A 15,368-nucleotide genomic window follows, 5' to 3' on the forward strand; every position below is an offset into this window, starting at 1 on the left:
CACCCATGGCAACGCTTGAAATCAAGGACCTGCACGTCACCGTCGAGGCGGACAACGCCACGAAGGAGATCCTCAAGGGCGTCGACCTGACCGTGAAGCAGGGCGAGACGCACGCCATCATGGGCCCGAACGGCTCCGGCAAGTCGACTCTCGCCTACTCGCTGGCGGGCCACCCCAAGTACACGATCACCTCCGGCACCGTCACGCTCGACGGCGAGGACGTCCTGGAGATGTCCGTCGACGAGCGCGCCCGCGCCGGTCTCTTCCTCGCCATGCAGTACCCGGTCGAGGTCCCCGGCGTCTCCGTCTCCAACTTCCTGCGCACCTCGGCCACGGCCGTGCGCGGCGAGGCCCCCAAGCTGCGCACCTGGGTCAAGGAGGTCAAGGAGGCCATGGAGAAGCTCTCCATGGACCCGTCCTTCGCCGAGCGCAACGTGAACGAGGGCTTCTCCGGCGGTGAGAAGAAGCGCCACGAGATCCTCCAGCTGGAGCTGCTCAAGCCGAAGATCGCGATCCTCGACGAGACCGACTCCGGCCTGGACGTCGACGCGCTGCGCATCGTCTCCGAGGGCATCAACCGCGTCCGGGAGAACGGCGAGGTCGGCACCCTCCTGGTGACGCACTACACGCGCATCCTGCGCTACATCAAGCCCGACTTCGTGCACGTGTTCGCGGCCGGCCGCATCGTCGAGTCCGGCGGCGCCGAGCTCGCCGACCAGCTGGAGAACGAGGGCTACGACAAGTACGTGAAGGGTGGCGTATCCGCGTGACACAGCTGCCGGGCCTCCTCGACACCGAGGCGATCCGCAAGGACTTCCCGATCCTCGACCGGGTGCTCCACGACGGCAAGAAGCTCGTGTACCTGGACAACGCGGCGACCTCGCAGACGCCGCGCCAGGTGCTCGACGTCCTGAACGAGTACTACGAGCAGCACAACGCCAACGTCCACCGCGGCGTGCACGTGCTGGCCGAGGAGGCCACGGCGCTGTACGAGGGCGCGCGCGACAAGGTCGCGTCGTTCATCAACGCGCCGAGCCGCGACGAGGTCATCTTCACGAAGAACGCCTCGGAGTCGCTCAACCTCGTCGCCAACATGCTCGGCTGGGCCGACGAGCCGTACAAGGTCGACCACGAGACCGAGATCGTCATCACGGAGATGGAGCACCACTCCAACATCGTCCCGTGGCAGCTGCTCTCGCAGCGCACCGGCGCGAAGCTGAAGTGGTTCGGCCTGACCGACGACGGCCGGCTCGACCTGTCGAACATCAACGAGGTCATCACGGAGCGGACGAAGATCGTCTCCTTCGTGCTGGTGTCGAACATCCTGGGCACCCACAACCCGGTCGAGGCCATCGTGCGCCGCGCCCAGGAGGTCGGCGCCCTGGTCCTGATCGACGCCTCGCAGGCCGCCCCGCACATGCCGCTCGACGTGCAGGCGCTCCAGGCCGACTTCGTGGCCTTCACCGGCCACAAGATGTGCGGCCCGACCGGCATCGGCGTCCTGTGGGGCCGCCAGGAACTCCTGGAGGACCTTCCGCCGTTCCTCGGCGGCGGCGAGATGATCGAGACCGTGTCGATGCACTCGTCGACGTACGCTCCGGCGCCGCACAAGTTCGAGGCGGGTACGCCGCCGATCTCGCAGGCCATCGGCCTCGGGGCGGCGATCGACTACCTCAACGCGATCGGCATGGAGAACGTGCTGCGGCACGAGCAGGCCCTCACCGAGTACGCGGTGAAGAGGTTCCAGGACGTCCCCGACCTGAAGATCATCGGCCCCGCCACGGCCGAGGACCGGGGCGCCGCGATCTCCTTCACGCTCGGTGACATCCACCCGCACGACGTGGGCCAGGTCCTCGACGAGCAGGGCATCGCGGTCCGCGTCGGGCACCACTGCGCGCGGCCCGTCTGCCTGCGGTACGGAATTCCTGCGACCACGCGAGCGTCGTTCTATCTGTACTCCACGCCCGGCGAGATCGACGCGCTCGTCGACGGCCTGGAGCACGTACGGAACTTCTTCGGCTGAGCGCTGGGACGGATGGGACAGGAAACGTGAAGCTGGATTCCATGTACCAGGAAGTCATCCTGGACCACTACAAGCACCCCCACGGGCGGGGCTTGCGGGACGGCGACGCCGAGGTGCACCACGTCAACCCGACCTGCGGCGACGAGATCACGCTGCGGGTGAAGTACGACGGCGAGAAGATCGAGGACGTCTCGTACGAGGGCCAGGGCTGCTCCATCAGCCAGGCCTCGGCCTCCGTGCTGAACGACCTGCTCGTCGGCAAGGAACTCGCGGACGCGCGGAAGATCCAGGAGACCTTCCTGGAGCTGATGCAGTCCAAGGGGCAGATCGAGCCGGACGACTCGATGGAGGAGCTGCTGGAGGACGCGGTCGCGTTCGCCGGCGTCTCCAAGTACCCGGCCCGAGTCAAGTGCGCGCTGTTGAGCTGGATGGCGTGGAAGGACGCGACGGCCCAGGCTTTCGCGGAGGAGGCGAAGACCGCATGAGTGAGAACACCGCTGTTGAGATGAAGCCGGCCTCCGAGGAGGAGGTCCGCGAGGCGCTGTACGACGTCGTCGACCCCGAGCTGGGCATCGACGTCGTCAACCTGGGCCTGATCTACGGCATCCACATCGACGACGCGAACATCGCGACGATCGACATGACGCTGACGTCGGCCGCGTGCCCGCTGACCGACGTCATCGAGGACCAGGCCAAGTCCGCCACCGACGGCATCGTCAACGAGCTGCGGATCAACTGGGTCTGGATGCCGCCGTGGGGCCCGGACAAGATCACGGACGACGGTCGCGAGCAGCTGCGCGCGCTCGGCTTCAACGTCTGAGACCCGTCCCTCCCCGAAGAGCCCCGGCCCGCGCGGCCGGGGCTCTTTGCCGTTGTCGACCCAGTTGTTCCACCGTCGTACGGGTGAGCGACACCAGGGGTTGGGGTACGGAGCGGAACCTTCCGACGGCATCACGTCGATGAAAGGACCACAGTGCCGCACTCCTCTCGGATCGCGCGCCGCGCGGCCGTCGCCGCCGCGGGCGGACTGCTCACCGTCGCCGTCGTCAACTTCCCCGCCGCGGCGGCGAGCACACCGACGATCAAGCTGTCGACCGCCTACCTCTCCGGCGCCGTCGGGGCGAGCGGCGACCCGGCCGTCACCGTGACCGTCGCCCAGAGCGGCACCGACGCCTCCGCCCTCACCGTCACCGCGTCGGCCAGCAGCAAGACGTCCGTCGCGCAGACCGGCGACGTCACCGTCACCGGCACCGGCGCGACCCGCACCGTCTCCGTCGCCGCGCGCGCCCAGGGCTACACCGACCTGACGCTGAAGGTGACCGGCACCGGCGGCGCCACGGCCACCACCAAGCTGCACTACGCGGCGTCGAAGGCCGTGCAGAGCCCGGCCGACACCCGCTACCTCACCGGGTCGTCCGACGCCTCCGCCGCGGTCGACGCGGGCGGCGGCTACGTGATCGTCGCGGACGACGAGTCCAACGTGCTGCGCCTGTACAACGGCGCCGTCTCCGGCGCGCCCGTGAAGACCTGGGACATGACCTCCAAGGTCGGCGCGAGCAAGGAGATCGACATCGAGGGCGCCACCCGCGTCGGCAACCTCGTCTACTGGACCGGTTCGCTCGGCAACAACAAGGACGGCGAGTACAAGGCCGACCGCAACACCGTCTTCACCACGACGGTCACCGGCTCCGGCGCCGCCACCGAACTGTCCTACGCGCACTCCTACAAGAAGCTGCGCGACAAGCTCGTCGCCTGGGACGAGGACAACGGCGACCGCTACGGGTTCAAGGACGCCACCGAGGACGGCCAGGCCCCCAAGCAGGTCGACGGGTTCAACGTCGAGGGCCTGGAGTTCGCACCCGGCTCGACCACCACCGCCTACGTCGGTTTCCGCGCCCCGCTCGTGCCCCCGGCCTCCGGCGGCAAGGCGCTCGTCGTGCCCGTCACCAACATGGACAAGGTCGTCGCGAGCGGCTCGTCCCCGGTCTTCGGCACGCCGATCGAGCTGGACCTGGGCGGCCTGTCCATCCGCGACATCCGCAAGAACGCCGCCGACCAGTACCTGATCGTCGCGGGCAGCTGGGCCGCCGACGACAACTCCGACCCGTACGCGCTCTACCGCTGGGACGGCGTCGCCGGGCACGCGCCGACGAAGGTCCGCGACCTGCCCACCACCGACCCGGGCGGCTGGGAGGCCGTCGTCTCGGTGCCCGACCTGACCGCGTCCGGCCAGAGCGTCCAGCTGATCACCGACAACGGGGACGCCGACCTGTACGGCGACGGCACCGCGGCGAAGGACCTCGACCACGACGAGTGGAAGAAGGCGCGGGAGGTCCGCTTCACGGTGTCCTGACGCCCACGCGCCCCGGACGGTGCGGGCTGCCGGCGCCGGCCGCACTCCGCGGGGGCGGGTCGCGGTGTGTACGGGCGTACACAACGATGTGTACCCTCGTACACATGGGATACGTTCTGCTGGCGGGCGCCATCGCGGCCGAAGTGGCCGCCACCACGGCCATGAAGTACAGCGAGGGCTTCAGCAGGCTCTGGCCCTCGCTGATCACCGTCTCCGGATACGTGATCGCGTTCGCGCTGCTCGCCCAGACCCTGAAGACCGTGCAGATCGGCACCGCGTACGCGATCTGGGCGGGCGCGGGCACCGCCGTCATCGCCGCGATCGGGATGGTCTTCCTCGGCGAGGGGCTGACCCTCGCCAAGGTCGCCGGCATCGTGCTCGTCATCGGCGGCGTCGTCCTGCTCAATCTGGGCGGGGCGCACTGATGGCGGCGCGGCGCCACGACCCCGAGCGACGCCAGCGGATCATCGACGCGGCGATCCGCGTCGTCGGGTCCAAGGGGATCGCCGGACTGAGCCATCGCACCGTCGCCGCCGAGGCCGACGTGCCGCTCGGCTCGACCACGTACCACTTCACCACCCTCGACGAGCTGCTGGTCGCCGCGCTGCGCCAGGCCAACGAGGGATTCGCCAAGGTCGTCGCCGCGCGCGGCGCCTTCCAGGACCCGGCCCGGGACCTCGCCGATGAACTGGCCGGCCTGCTCGGCGAATGGCTCGCCGGCGAGCGGGTCGGCGTCGAGCTGGAGTACGAGCTGTACCTGGCGGCCCTGCGCCGCCCCGCGCTGCGGCCCGTCGCCGCCGACTGGTGCCGGGAACTGGCGGAGGTCCTCGCCGAACGGACCGACCCCGTCACCGCCCGGGCGCTCGTCGCGCTGCTGGACGGCATCTCGCTCCAGGTGCTCCTCACGGACGGTGCGTACGACGCCGGATACGCCCGCGAGATGCTGGCCCGGCTGATCCCCTGAGAATTTCCTGTGCGGCGTGAACTCCACGCGGGCCTGCGGGGAACAACGGCTGACACGCCGAGCGGGACCGGGGAGACACGGGGGTGTTCCCCGCTCCCGCTCGGCCCCACCCGCGGACGGAGGACTCGTGAGCGGACCACCGGGGCCCGGCACCGGGCCCGGCGAGCACGACGGCGTGATCATCGCCAGATCGCTGGAGCAGCCCGAGCTGTTCGCCGTGCTCTACGACCGGTACGCGCCCGACATCCACCGGTACGCGGCCCGGCGGCTCGGCGAGCAGGCGGCGGACGACATCACCGCCGACACCTTCCTCACCGCGTTCCGGGTGCGCGCCCGCTACGACACCGCGCGGCCCGCCGCCCGGCCGTGGCTGTACGGGATCGCCGCGCACCTCATCGGCAAGCAGCGGCGCAAGGAGGTGCGCGGGCTGCGCGCGCTGGCCAGGACCGGGCGGGACCCGGTCGCGGGCGGCTGGGTCGAGGACACCGCGGACCGCGTCGCGGCGCAGGCCCCGCTCGCGGACGCGCTCGCCGAGCTGTCCGCCGCCGACCGGCACGTCCTGCTGCTCGTGGCCTGGGCCGATCTGACGTACCAGGACGTCGCCGAAGCGCTCGGCATACCCGTCGGGACCGTGCGGTCCCGGCTGAACCGGGCACGCAGGAAGGTGCGGGCCGCCCTGGGGGCGGACCCGGCGTTCGTGAGTGACATGGCGGAGGTGGTCCGGCCGTGAACGTGGACGAGATCAAGGACGTACGGGACTTCCGGGCCGGGGCGCCGACGCCCGACCGGGCCCGGCTCGCCGAGGGGCGGGCCCGGCTCACCACCGCCGCCCGGGGCGGCCGGGTGCACCGGTTGAGGGCCGACTGGCGGTTCGCGGCGGTCGGCGCGGCCGCCGCACTGACCGTGGTCGCCGTGCTGGCCGCCGGGATCGGCGGGGACGGCGCCGACCGGTCCGCGCCCGCGGACACGCGTACGGTCCGCGGTTCGGTCGGCGAGATCATGGAGCGGGCCGCGACCGCCGTGGAGGGCGACGACCCGCCCGCCACCCCGCGCGCCGGGCAGTGGATCTACACGAAGACGCTCTCCCGCAGTCCCTCGGGCTGGCCCAAGGGCAGGGCCGCGCCCGCCAGGCAGGAACCTCCTCAGGAGTCCTGGACGCTGTACGCGGACCCGCGCTTCGAGAACGGCAAGGAGGGCGACGACCGTTCGCCGCGCGAACGCCTGCGGTTCCTGAACTCCCTGCCCGACGACCCGCGAGCCGTCCTCAAGAGGATCCGCGCCTACTACCCGTCGGACAAGGCGAACCCCGAGTCCGAGGGGGAGCACGACATGCGCGCGATGACCGTCGTGCTGGAGAGCCGCCCCATGCCGCCGAAGGCGCTCGCCACGCTGTACCGGGCGCTGGCCGCGGTGCCCGGCGCCGAGGTCAACCGGCGGCTCGTGCGCGACGCGGCGGGCCGGGACGCGCTCGCGGTCGGGAACGACGAGAAGGGGCAGACGGTCCGCCGCGAGATCCTGATCGACCCGCGCACCTATCAGTACCTCGGCGACCGGTGGGTGGTCGTCAAGGACTACAAGGAGTCCTTCGCCTTCACGGGCGACGACACTCCTGACCGGCCGTGGAAGGCGGGTGACCTGGTGTTCCAGGACGCGCTTCTGGAGACGGCGGTCGTCGATCACAAGGGGGATCGTCCCTGAGCGGGCGGGACTGTCCCGGGCCGGGGCGGGGGAGTGCCGGGGGCGCGCCGGTTCGGTGCGGTTCCGGCGCGTGATGATGTCGAGGCCGATGCCGAGGATGCCGGGGACCCTCGTCGTCCGGAGAGCTTTTCCCGCGGCCTGATCGCGCGATCGGGAACGACGGACGGGCGGAAACGGATGGGCGGAAACAGACGGGCGGAAACGGATGGGCGGAAGCAGTGGTCAGAGGTCCATGCCGGTGATCCACACCGTGGGGTGCTCCGGATCGGTCGTGCTGTCCACAGCCAGCGCTCGCGGGCTCGTCTCCATGCCGCTTCCGGGACCGTCCTGGCTGTACTCCATGGCGGGGTCGACCGGTGGGGTCAAGCCGCACGGGCCCTGCGCGGCCCGGACCGGCGTTCCGGGGCCGTAGACGGTCCAGTCGCCCACGGACAACGCGGTGGCGGCGCTCGGCTCGTCGAAGTGACTGGCCTTGAGGAACGCGGCGAGGCCTGTCGGCGTCGTGGTGAAGCGCATCGACAGGTTCGTCTCACCCTGCAGACCGCCCGCATTCGCGGTGTAGACGAGGTGCGTGGCGGCGGGGGGAGCGACGAGATCGAAGTGGCCGGTCGCGTCGGCGAAGGAGATGTTGTTGCCGCTGGTCTGCGGGCAGACGCGCGAATCGGATGCCGCGACATGGTTGTCCGGCGGTCCGAATGCCGAGTCGAGAACCGACTCCACCCCCCAGCCGAGGAGGGCCAGCAGCACGGCGGCACTCACCGAGATGGTCAGACACCCTGATCTCTTCAAGGCCCCGTGCACCCCTTCACGAGCGGATCGGAGCGCGATCATAATCGACCGGCGTCCGGAGGAATCGGGCCGGCCAGCCGGGTCTCACCTCCGATCAGTACGGGGCCCGTGCCGATGGGGAGGGGGACGGGGAGGGGGATGGGTCGAGGGCGGGGCCGACGCCGGCAGGGGGCGGCGCCCGTCACCTGAGACGCCGCGCTCACGGGTTCGCTCGAACAGGGGCCCGCCGATTAAGTTGGGCCCCATGACCGACACGACCCTTGCCCCCCGCTCCACCGGCGCCGTCGCCGCCGGCCTCGCCACCGTCACCGCCGACGGCACCGTTCTCGACACCTGGTTCCCCGCGCCGTCCCTGACGGACGAGCCCGGCCCGGCCGGGACCGAGAAGCTCTCCGCCGAGAAGGCCGTCGAGCTGCTCGGCGCGGGTGCCGCCAAGGCGATCGGGCCGGACGCCCGCCGCGGTGTCGAGGTCGTGGCCGTCCGCACGGTCATCGGCTCCCTCGACGACAAGCCGCTCGACGCGCACGACGTGTACCTGCGCCTGCACCTGCTCAGCCACCGCCTGGTCAAGCCGCACGGCCTGAACCTGGACGGCCAGTTCGGCTTCCTCGCCAACGTCGCCTGGACCTCGCTCGGCCCGGTCGCCGTCGACGACGTCGAGACGGTCCGCCTGAACGCCCGCGCCGAGGGCCTGCACCTCCAGGTCACCTCGATCGACAAGTTCCCGCGGATGACGGACTACGTCGCCCCCAAGGGCGTGCGCATCGCCGACGCCGACCGGGTCCGCCTCGGCGCGCACCTCGCCGAGGGCACCACCGTCATGCACGAGGGCTTCGTGAACTTCAACGCCGGCACGCTCGGCACGTCGATGGTCGAGGGCCGCATCTCCGCGGGCGTCGTCGTCGGCGACGGCTCCGACATCGGCGGCGGCGCCTCCACCATGGGCACCCTCTCCGGCGGCGGCAACGTCCGCATCGTCATCGGCGAGCGCTGCCTGGTCGGCGCCGAGGCGGGCGTGGGCATCGCGCTCGGCGACGAGTGCGTCGTGGAGGCCGGGCTCTACGTCACCGCCGGCACCCGGGTCACGATGCCCGACGGCGAGATCGTCAAGGCCCGCGACCTCTCCGGCGCCTCGAACATCCTCTTCCGCCGCAACTCGGTGACGGGCACGGTGGAGGCACGGCCCAACAACGCCGTGTGGGGCGGCCTCAACGAGGTCCTGCACAGCCACAACTGACCATCGACGGCCGTGACCTGCGGCCGCCTACTGGACCACCGCTCTGAACTGCGGCTTCACTGTCGCCAGTTGTCAACGCTGGTCACCAATGAGCGCCCTTCCACGGCCCCAGGACGGCCCGGGAGGGCGCTTGCGTATTGGTGCGAGCGTTGCACTTAAAGAAGAAACTCCTCGATCCTGCTTGCAAGCTCCGCGGCCGTAGCTGCATTAACTGGTTCCTCGTACCATGCTTCGAAAGCGACACGCAAGCAATATTGCCAGTCGTGCCCTGTTCGCCTAGACAAGGTGTCCAGCCAACTATGATGGTCTGCGCCTCTCATTTCGCTAATGCAGACGGCCATGGATTCCATCGAGCAGCCGAGTCGAAGCGCCATTTTTTCGATGTTGCGAGACGCGTACTCAATAAATACACGTTCCGGTGCCTGATTCCCTGGAAGGCATAGTAGGCTGCACTCCCTATTCTTCAGAAGCTGTTTTCTCTGGTCTCCATCCAAGACGCCAACAGTCCGGGTTCGGCGCGAAGACGCGAGCGTAGTGCACGTAGTTATAACATCACTCCAAGATCCCGCCTTAATGATCTCCATTTCGCTGAGCCTAGAGAATCTTTGCCGAGTGAGGAGCAAGGTAAGGACGGCCTCCGCGACTTCGTCTTCGACCACAATGAAGGAACGCAGAGGCGGTTCAACTCCAAGAGTATTTCGGAGATCTGCCGCACTCGACGGAGTCATGACTGTCCGCGAATCGCCTAGGTTCACGCACATGCGCACGAGGTGAAGAGGGACTCTGTTGATGAACTCCGCGGAATGAGTTGCGATAACAACCTGCACGTTGGAAGTGCGGGCCATTCTGGCCAACTCGTCCACCAGTGCAGCACGGCCCCTTGGTGCTACATGGGCTTCCGGTTCGTCCAGAAGAAAAACCTCGTCAGGCTCGGCATGCTTGATCTCCCAGCGAAATTTGTGGACTGTCAGTTCGCCGTAACTCATCGCGAAAGAATCGATCCAAGTGCTACCCTTCCTGGCTTTAACGTATGGAAAGGTTGGGCCGTAAGATCCGACTTCGAGCGGATAATACGTTACCTCGTCATAATCTACGCCCAGGATGGAACGTAAGGCGTCCAAATCTTTCCGATTCTGAACCTCCGGCTCTCCCGTCAGATATTCCTCCATAGATGCGCCCATGAAATCTTGGAAGAAAATGAAGATGTCGCTAGAGGTGATGTAGGTATTTTGGTAGTTCGGCACCAGGGGCGAGGGAATGTTGACGTCAACATTCCGGCCATCCTTCACCGTCGCCTGGAGCGATAATGATTCTCCGTCCTGGGTCTTGATGTTGATTCGAATAAGGCCGTCGAGGGCGGGCCGCGGAAGACCGAATTTCGGCTTGCCGAAGAACGGCGGCTGATCCGAATAGGTGATTGTTCCTCGCAGGCTGTTGGTTAAAGAGTTAAGAAGCGTTGACTTCCCTGCGCCGTGCATTCCCGTGATAATCGTGAAGGGCTCAAGGGAGGCTCGCTGCCCAGCGAATGGTGCTCGTTCCTCAAATTCGATCGAGCTCACCCAGCTTTGGGGTCGGAAATTCCTCATGGAATCCCAGAGCCGCTGGGAGGATGACGGAGAAATCGACAACTTATTCCCTCTGGTCCCTTAGGTTGGCAGGTGGGCCTTCCTATTTACTCTCTCAGGTCGGATGCTCCGAAGTCACTAGAATTGTGGGTTCCGCGCTATACGAGGTCGGCGGAGCGGCTTTGGGCTGGAGCTGCTTTGGGGCGAGTGATCATGGCCCGTTAAGCTGATGGCGAGTCGGGCAGTCTGTGAGGCTGCCCGTTAAAGCACGACGTTGGGCCATGATCTTAGAGGCTCGCCCCAAAGTGGCTGCCTAAAGCCGTGGAGCCGACCGCCCCAGCCATAGAGGGTGTTTCCTGACCTCGCCCGCATGCACGCAGCGGGCCGCCGGGCCCGGCCAGCCGGGGCGGAGACATGAGGCAGGCCGGGCCGCTGAGGCGGCCCGCGCCCGCGCTGTGCGCGGGCCTTGATGAAGTAGGGAAAGTTCCACCGCGCCAGGGGCCTTGTCGGCACTGCCGGACTGTCCAGCGCTCCGCGGCTCGGATACGGTGCGATTCATGCCTCTTGCACTGGACACGCCTCAGGGGGCGGCCGACCTGGCCGAGTCCCTCTTGCCCCGCTCGGTGACCGCTGACTTCACACTCAGGCTGTGTGGCTGTACCGGAGGGTGAGCGCAATCTCCTCGTAGCCACAGCGTGGTTGCACGACATCGGTTGCGCGAGACCGGGTTCCATCCGCTGACCGGGCCCGTCACTGTGGCCGGCGTGCCGGATCTGGGCAGGGTCCCAGGGGCCGGGGCTCTGGTGCGGTGCCATTCATGCCCCACGTCAGGGAATGGTCGAGGGGCTCGTCTGGCTGTCTCTTCTGCCTCTGCTCGGTAATCGATGGCTCCACCTCAAGCAGGTCGGCCGTGCCGATGGGAAGGACGGGTACCGTCCGCTCCGCCGGGGCCGTGCGAGTATGTGGCGTGATCACTATCGACGTCAGCGGGGTGGGCGACGAGCGGGCTCTTCATCTGCTTCTGATGCGGGAGCTGGGGTTTCCGGAGTTCTACGGGATGAACTGGGCCGCCTTCTGGGACGCGATCACCGGGCTGGTCGGCATTCCCGATCAGGTGCGCTTCCTCGGCTGGGAGCTGCTCGCGGACCGCGTTCCCGAGGGGAGCGACCTGCTGCGTCGGGCGCTCGACGACTATCGAGCCCTGTACCGCCCGCAGTTCGTCGCTGAATACGCGTAAGGGGTCATCGGCAGTCGCCGTACCAGGCCGCCCGGTCCCACAACCTGTGGCGAGTGCGAGGCTTCAGGGTCGGGTTTGCGGAGGGCGTTCGGCCGGGGGGTGTTCGGTCACCACGAGGTAGCCGGTGAAGTCCACCCCGGGGCGGGCCGGTGCCCAGCCGTCCGCCGCTCGGACCGGTACCAGTTCGGTCGTCCCCGGTACCGCATGCCGCACGTTCGACGTGCTGCCCCCGGGGACCTCGTACCGGCAGTGCACCTCCGTGACGGTCAGCACCCGCAGCCGGGTCGGCGTGGGGCCGGTCTCGTGGCCGTGGTGCTCCTCGCGGAAGTCGATCGCCGCGGCGCGATCGCCGCCCAGGACGTCGGCGTAGTCCTCGGGGTCGACCTCGAGGAGGTGCCAGGCGACGACATCTCCCGGCGCGAAGGGCTCCCCGCAGCACTGCATCTGCCAGTCATCGACCCAGATCGTCCACGTCATGGCCGCCATTGTCGCAGTCCGCCGCCCGCCCACCAGGTGTTTTGCCCGTGCCCCGCGCGCGGACCCCGGAGGCGGGCGAAGAAAATGGGCGGGGGTGGCATAGCGGGGGGCCGTCGCAGGCGTCACCAGGGTCAGGAGCACCACACCGGTGGTGGGGGAAGTGATGGTGACGATGGATGCCGTGCATGACGAGGGCGCGGAGAGTTTCCGGGAGTTCGTGGCGAACCGGTCGTCCGCGCTGCTGAAGACGGCCGTGCTGCTCAGCGGCGGGGACCGGCACGCCGGTGAGGACCTGTTGCAGAACGCGCTGATCAAGGTCGCGGGGAAGTGGAACCGCGTCGAGGACCCCGAGGCGTACGTGCGTCAGGTCCTCTACCGGCAGCAGATCGGCCGCTGGCGGCTGAAATGGCCGAAGCGCGAAGTGAGTTACGGGGAGGTGCCGGACAGCGCGGGCGGCGAGGGGGGCACGTCCTCCGCCGAGTTGCGGGTCGTCGTGCGCGAGGCCCTCGGGCGGCTCACCGCACGGCAGCGCACCGTGCTCGTCCTGCGCTATTTCGAGGACCTGCCCGAGGCGGACGTGGCCCGTCTCCTCGGGGTGTCGGTGGGCACCGTGCGCTCCACCACCCACCGCTCCCTGGCCCGGCTGCGCGACCTCGTGCCCGACCTGGCCGGGTTCGGCCCGGCCGACGCCGAGCAGCCGGTGTCCCGTGACTACGCGCCCGTGGAGGTGCGCCCGTGAACGTCGACGAACTGCTCAAGGAGGCTCTGCGCGACCAGGCGGCCGACGTCGGGCCCGCACGCGCCGACCTCGCCGACCGGGTGTTCGTGACCCGGCGCAGGCGGCGCACCCGCGCCGTCGTGTCCGCGACGGTGGCCGTCACCGCGGTGGTCGCCACGATCGTGGCGGTGCCGCGGATCGGCGGCGGTGAGGACGTCAGGCCCATGGACGTGATCGGTCCGGCCGATGTCGTCGCGCACCCGGACCAGTCGCCGCCGAAGGACGCCATCGCGGCCGGGCGGACGGCGCTCGCCGCGTTCGCCTCGTACAAGAGCGTGTACTACGAGAACGGCGACGGGCGGCGGACCCGTACCTACGGCGTGCTCGACCCGACGACGCGGACCTACCACAGGACGACCAAGTGGTCCGTGCTGACCGTCGCCCCGGGCCTGCGCACCGCCGCCGTGCTCGAACAGAAGCTGCCGGCCCGGCGGATCGGGCTGCTCGACCTCGCCTCGAACAAGGTCGAGCGCTGGATCCCGGTGACACAGGGGGTCGCCGGGGTCGAGTACTCCGCCGACGGCAGCAAGCTGGTCGCGACGACGTACAAGAACGACCCGGACCATCTCTACAAGGACGTCGAGGTCATGTCCGGCACCGCCGACGGAAAGGGGAACGGCACGACCAGGCCGGGCCCCGGTCATCCGTCGCGTACCGGGTTCTCCGTCATCGACGTGGCCAGCGGCAAGGGCAAGTGGGTCGCCAAGCCGCAGGAGGGGGACGCGTTCGACCACAACGCGCGGGAGGACTTCGCGTTCAGCCCGGTCGGCAACTACGTGGTCGACACGAGCATGATGTCCGACATCGGGGCCACTTACTACGACTTCGACGGCCGCAAGGTGCCCGTACCCGCCGGAGCCGAGCACGTGCTGCCGTACGTCCAGGCGGGTCTGTCGCCCGACGGCAGGCACGTCGGCGGGGACTTCGCGGGCAGGGGCGACAAGATCGCCGTCGCCGTGAACGACGCGCGGACCGGCAAGCTCGCGGAGAAGCTGCCCGCCCAGCAGGTGGTCGCCTGGGCCGACAACAAGCGGATCGTCGCCTGGGGCTGCGAGCCCGGGAAGTGCGCGGGCAAGGGGGAGTTCCGCAATCAGCTGCTGCTGATCACCCTGGGCTCGCACAAGGTCGTGCCGCTCAGCGGCTTCCGCAAGGCGTCGGCCGAGTATCCGGGGCGCTGGGCCCCCCAGTTCCAGACGCGCTGACCAGCGCGTCATGGGCCCGGAGCAGCCCGTCGGCCACCTCGGGGCCGGCGGGCAGCAGGGGTGCCCGGACCGTGCCTCCGCCCGGCAGGCCCAGTGCGGCCAGGAGGGCCTTCACGGTGACGGTTCCGGGCAGCCCCGCGTCCATCGTCGCCTCCGTCAGCGGCACCGTCAGCCGCTGCCGGCGGGCGGCCTCCGCGGTGTCCCCCGCGTCGTACGCGTCGACGATCGCGCGGAACGCGCCGGGCACGGCGTTGGCGACCGTCGAGACGTATCCGGCGCCGCCCAGCGCGTACAGCGCGAGCGCGTACTCGTCGCAGCCCGTGTAGTACGCCAGGTCGGTGGCGGCCATGACCTTCTGCGTACCGAGCAGGTCGTACGCGCAGTCCTTGACGGCGACGATCCGCGGATGCGCGGCGAGCCGGATCATGGTCTCCGGCTCGATACGGGTGCCGGTGCGGCCCGGGATGTCGTACAGCATCACCGGGACGTCGACCGCGTCGGCCAGCTCGCGGAAGTGGGCCTCGACGGCGGCCTGCGGCGGCCTGCTGTAGTACGGCGTGACCGCCAACAGGCCGTCCGCACCCGCCCGTTGGGCCTGGCGGGCCAGCGTGCGGGTGTGCCGGGTGTCGGCGGTGCCGATGCCCGCGAGGACCGTGGCGCGGCCGTCGACCGCCTCGCGCACCGCCCGCACCAGGTCCGCCTTCTCGGCGTCCGTCGTGGTCGGGGACTCCCCGGTGGTGCCGGACAGCACGAGCCCTTCGCAGCCCCCGGTCACCAGCCGGGCGGCCAGCCGCTGCGCGGCGGTCAGGTCCAGGACGCCGTCGTCGGAGAAGGGGGTGACCATGGCGCACAGGGCGCGGCCGAACGGGCTGCGGGGGCTTCGTGGCTCGCGGATCTCCATGCCCGAAGTCTCGGTCGCCCGAAGGTGAAGCTCCACTTAAATCTTCTACGAGGTGTCGTGGAGGGCTGCTTAAGCGGGAGGAGGGTGACCGGGCGTTTCCGGTTGACCCGGCCGGTTCTTCCCTCAGTCGGAGGCCGTTAGGGG

The 15,368-nt window shown here is 69.2% G+C and carries 17 protein-coding genes; 13 read left to right on the forward strand and 4 right to left on the reverse strand.

Features of this window, described 5'->3' with window-relative positions:
* The first annotated feature begins 5 nt into the window (after window positions 1–5).
* The 9 genes from sufC to ACIP5K_RS09805 all read left to right on the forward strand — a co-directional run bounded on the left by sufC (window position 6) and on the right by ACIP5K_RS09805 (window position 7,038).
* Window positions 6–770, forward strand: a complete 765-nt coding sequence (sufC, locus tag ACIP5K_RS09765; protein ID WP_401407249.1) for a Fe-S cluster assembly ATPase SufC — start codon at window positions 6–8, stop codon at window positions 768–770.
* Entirely contained in the window at window positions 767–2,023 is a 1,257-nt protein-coding gene (locus ACIP5K_RS09770; RefSeq protein WP_401407251.1) for a cysteine desulfurase, read from the forward strand. Before sufC ends, ACIP5K_RS09770 begins: the two co-directional genes overlap by 4 nt.
* A gap of 26 nt (window positions 2,024–2,049) precedes the next feature.
* Complete coding sequence (gene sufU, locus ACIP5K_RS09775; RefSeq protein WP_401407253.1) at window positions 2,050–2,508, forward strand: Fe-S cluster assembly sulfur transfer protein SufU; 459 nt, start codon at window positions 2,050–2,052, stop codon at window positions 2,506–2,508.
* Window positions 2,505–2,843, forward strand: coding sequence for a metal-sulfur cluster assembly factor (locus ACIP5K_RS09780; protein ID WP_338695301.1), 339 nt, complete (start codon window positions 2,505–2,507; stop codon window positions 2,841–2,843). The genes sufU and ACIP5K_RS09780 overlap by 4 nt, the downstream gene beginning before the upstream one ends.
* A 153-nt stretch (window positions 2,844–2,996) precedes the next feature.
* Window positions 2,997–4,376, forward strand: coding sequence for a DUF3616 domain-containing protein (locus ACIP5K_RS09785; RefSeq protein WP_401407255.1), 1,380 nt, complete (start codon window positions 2,997–2,999; stop codon window positions 4,374–4,376).
* Window positions 4,377–4,480: 104 nt separating this feature from the next.
* A complete protein-coding gene (locus ACIP5K_RS09790) occupies window positions 4,481–4,801 on the forward strand; it encodes a DMT family transporter (protein WP_401407257.1) in 321 nt (106 codons plus the stop codon).
* Entirely contained in the window at window positions 4,801–5,340 is a 540-nt protein-coding gene (locus ACIP5K_RS09795; protein ID WP_401407259.1) for a TetR/AcrR family transcriptional regulator, read from the forward strand. The genes ACIP5K_RS09790 and ACIP5K_RS09795 overlap by 1 nt, the downstream gene beginning before the upstream one ends.
* A gap of 127 nt (window positions 5,341–5,467) precedes the next feature.
* Window positions 5,468–6,070, forward strand: coding sequence for an RNA polymerase sigma factor (locus ACIP5K_RS09800; RefSeq protein ID WP_401407261.1), 603 nt, complete (start codon window positions 5,468–5,470; stop codon window positions 6,068–6,070).
* Window positions 6,067–7,038 carry a CU044_5270 family protein gene (locus ACIP5K_RS09805; protein WP_401407263.1) on the forward strand — a complete coding sequence of 324 codons (972 nt, stop codon included), beginning with the start codon at window positions 6,067–6,069 and terminating at the stop codon, window positions 7,036–7,038. The genes ACIP5K_RS09800 and ACIP5K_RS09805 overlap by 4 nt, the downstream gene beginning before the upstream one ends.
* Before the next feature lie 222 nt (window positions 7,039–7,260).
* Here the strand turns inward: ACIP5K_RS09805 and ACIP5K_RS09810 are convergent, their stop codons facing one another.
* On the reverse strand, window positions 7,261–7,785 hold the full coding sequence (locus ACIP5K_RS09810) for a hypothetical protein (protein WP_401407265.1): 525 nt from the start codon (window positions 7,783–7,785) through the stop codon (window positions 7,261–7,263).
* Between the two features lie 286 nt (window positions 7,786–8,071).
* Between ACIP5K_RS09810 and dapD the strand changes: the two genes are divergently transcribed.
* Window positions 8,072–9,064, forward strand: coding sequence for a 2,3,4,5-tetrahydropyridine-2,6-dicarboxylate N-succinyltransferase (gene dapD / locus ACIP5K_RS09815; protein ID WP_401407267.1), 993 nt, complete (start codon window positions 8,072–8,074; stop codon window positions 9,062–9,064).
* 155 nt (window positions 9,065–9,219) lie between these two features.
* On the opposite strand, the gene ACIP5K_RS09820 is transcribed toward dapD, so the two are convergent.
* Window positions 9,220–10,623 carry an ATP-dependent nuclease gene (locus tag ACIP5K_RS09820; protein ID WP_401407269.1) on the reverse strand — a complete coding sequence of 468 codons (1,404 nt, stop codon included), beginning with the start codon at window positions 10,621–10,623 and terminating at the stop codon, window positions 9,220–9,222.
* Between the two features lie 973 nt (window positions 10,624–11,596).
* Between ACIP5K_RS09820 and ACIP5K_RS09825 the strand changes: the two genes are divergently transcribed.
* Window positions 11,597–11,866, forward strand: coding sequence for a barstar family protein (locus ACIP5K_RS09825; protein WP_401407271.1), 270 nt, complete (start codon window positions 11,597–11,599; stop codon window positions 11,864–11,866).
* 63 nt (window positions 11,867–11,929) lie between these two features.
* Here the strand turns inward: ACIP5K_RS09825 and ACIP5K_RS09830 are convergent, their stop codons facing one another.
* Entirely contained in the window at window positions 11,930–12,343 is a 414-nt protein-coding gene (locus ACIP5K_RS09830) for a DUF6578 domain-containing protein (RefSeq protein WP_401407273.1), read from the reverse strand.
* Window positions 12,344–12,515: 172 nt separating this feature from the next.
* Between ACIP5K_RS09830 and ACIP5K_RS09835 the strand changes: the two genes are divergently transcribed.
* On the forward strand, window positions 12,516–13,082 hold the full coding sequence (locus ACIP5K_RS09835; protein WP_401407275.1) for a SigE family RNA polymerase sigma factor: 567 nt from the start codon (window positions 12,516–12,518) through the stop codon (window positions 13,080–13,082).
* Window positions 13,079–14,323, forward strand: coding sequence for a WD40 repeat domain-containing protein (locus tag ACIP5K_RS09840; RefSeq protein ID WP_401407277.1), 1,245 nt, complete (start codon window positions 13,079–13,081; stop codon window positions 14,321–14,323). Before ACIP5K_RS09835 ends, ACIP5K_RS09840 begins: the two co-directional genes overlap by 4 nt.
* Here the strand turns inward: ACIP5K_RS09840 and dapA are convergent.
* Window positions 14,256–15,224, reverse strand: coding sequence for a 4-hydroxy-tetrahydrodipicolinate synthase (gene dapA, locus ACIP5K_RS09845; protein ID WP_401407279.1), 969 nt, complete (start codon window positions 15,222–15,224; stop codon window positions 14,256–14,258). The two genes, ACIP5K_RS09840 and dapA, sit on opposite strands and share 68 nt — an antisense overlap.
* Between the last annotated feature and the right edge of the window lie 144 nt (window positions 15,225–15,368).

This window comes from Streptomyces sp. NPDC088785, from assembly GCF_044750685.1.
Classification (GTDB): domain Bacteria; phylum Actinomycetota; class Actinomycetes; order Streptomycetales; family Streptomycetaceae; genus Streptomyces.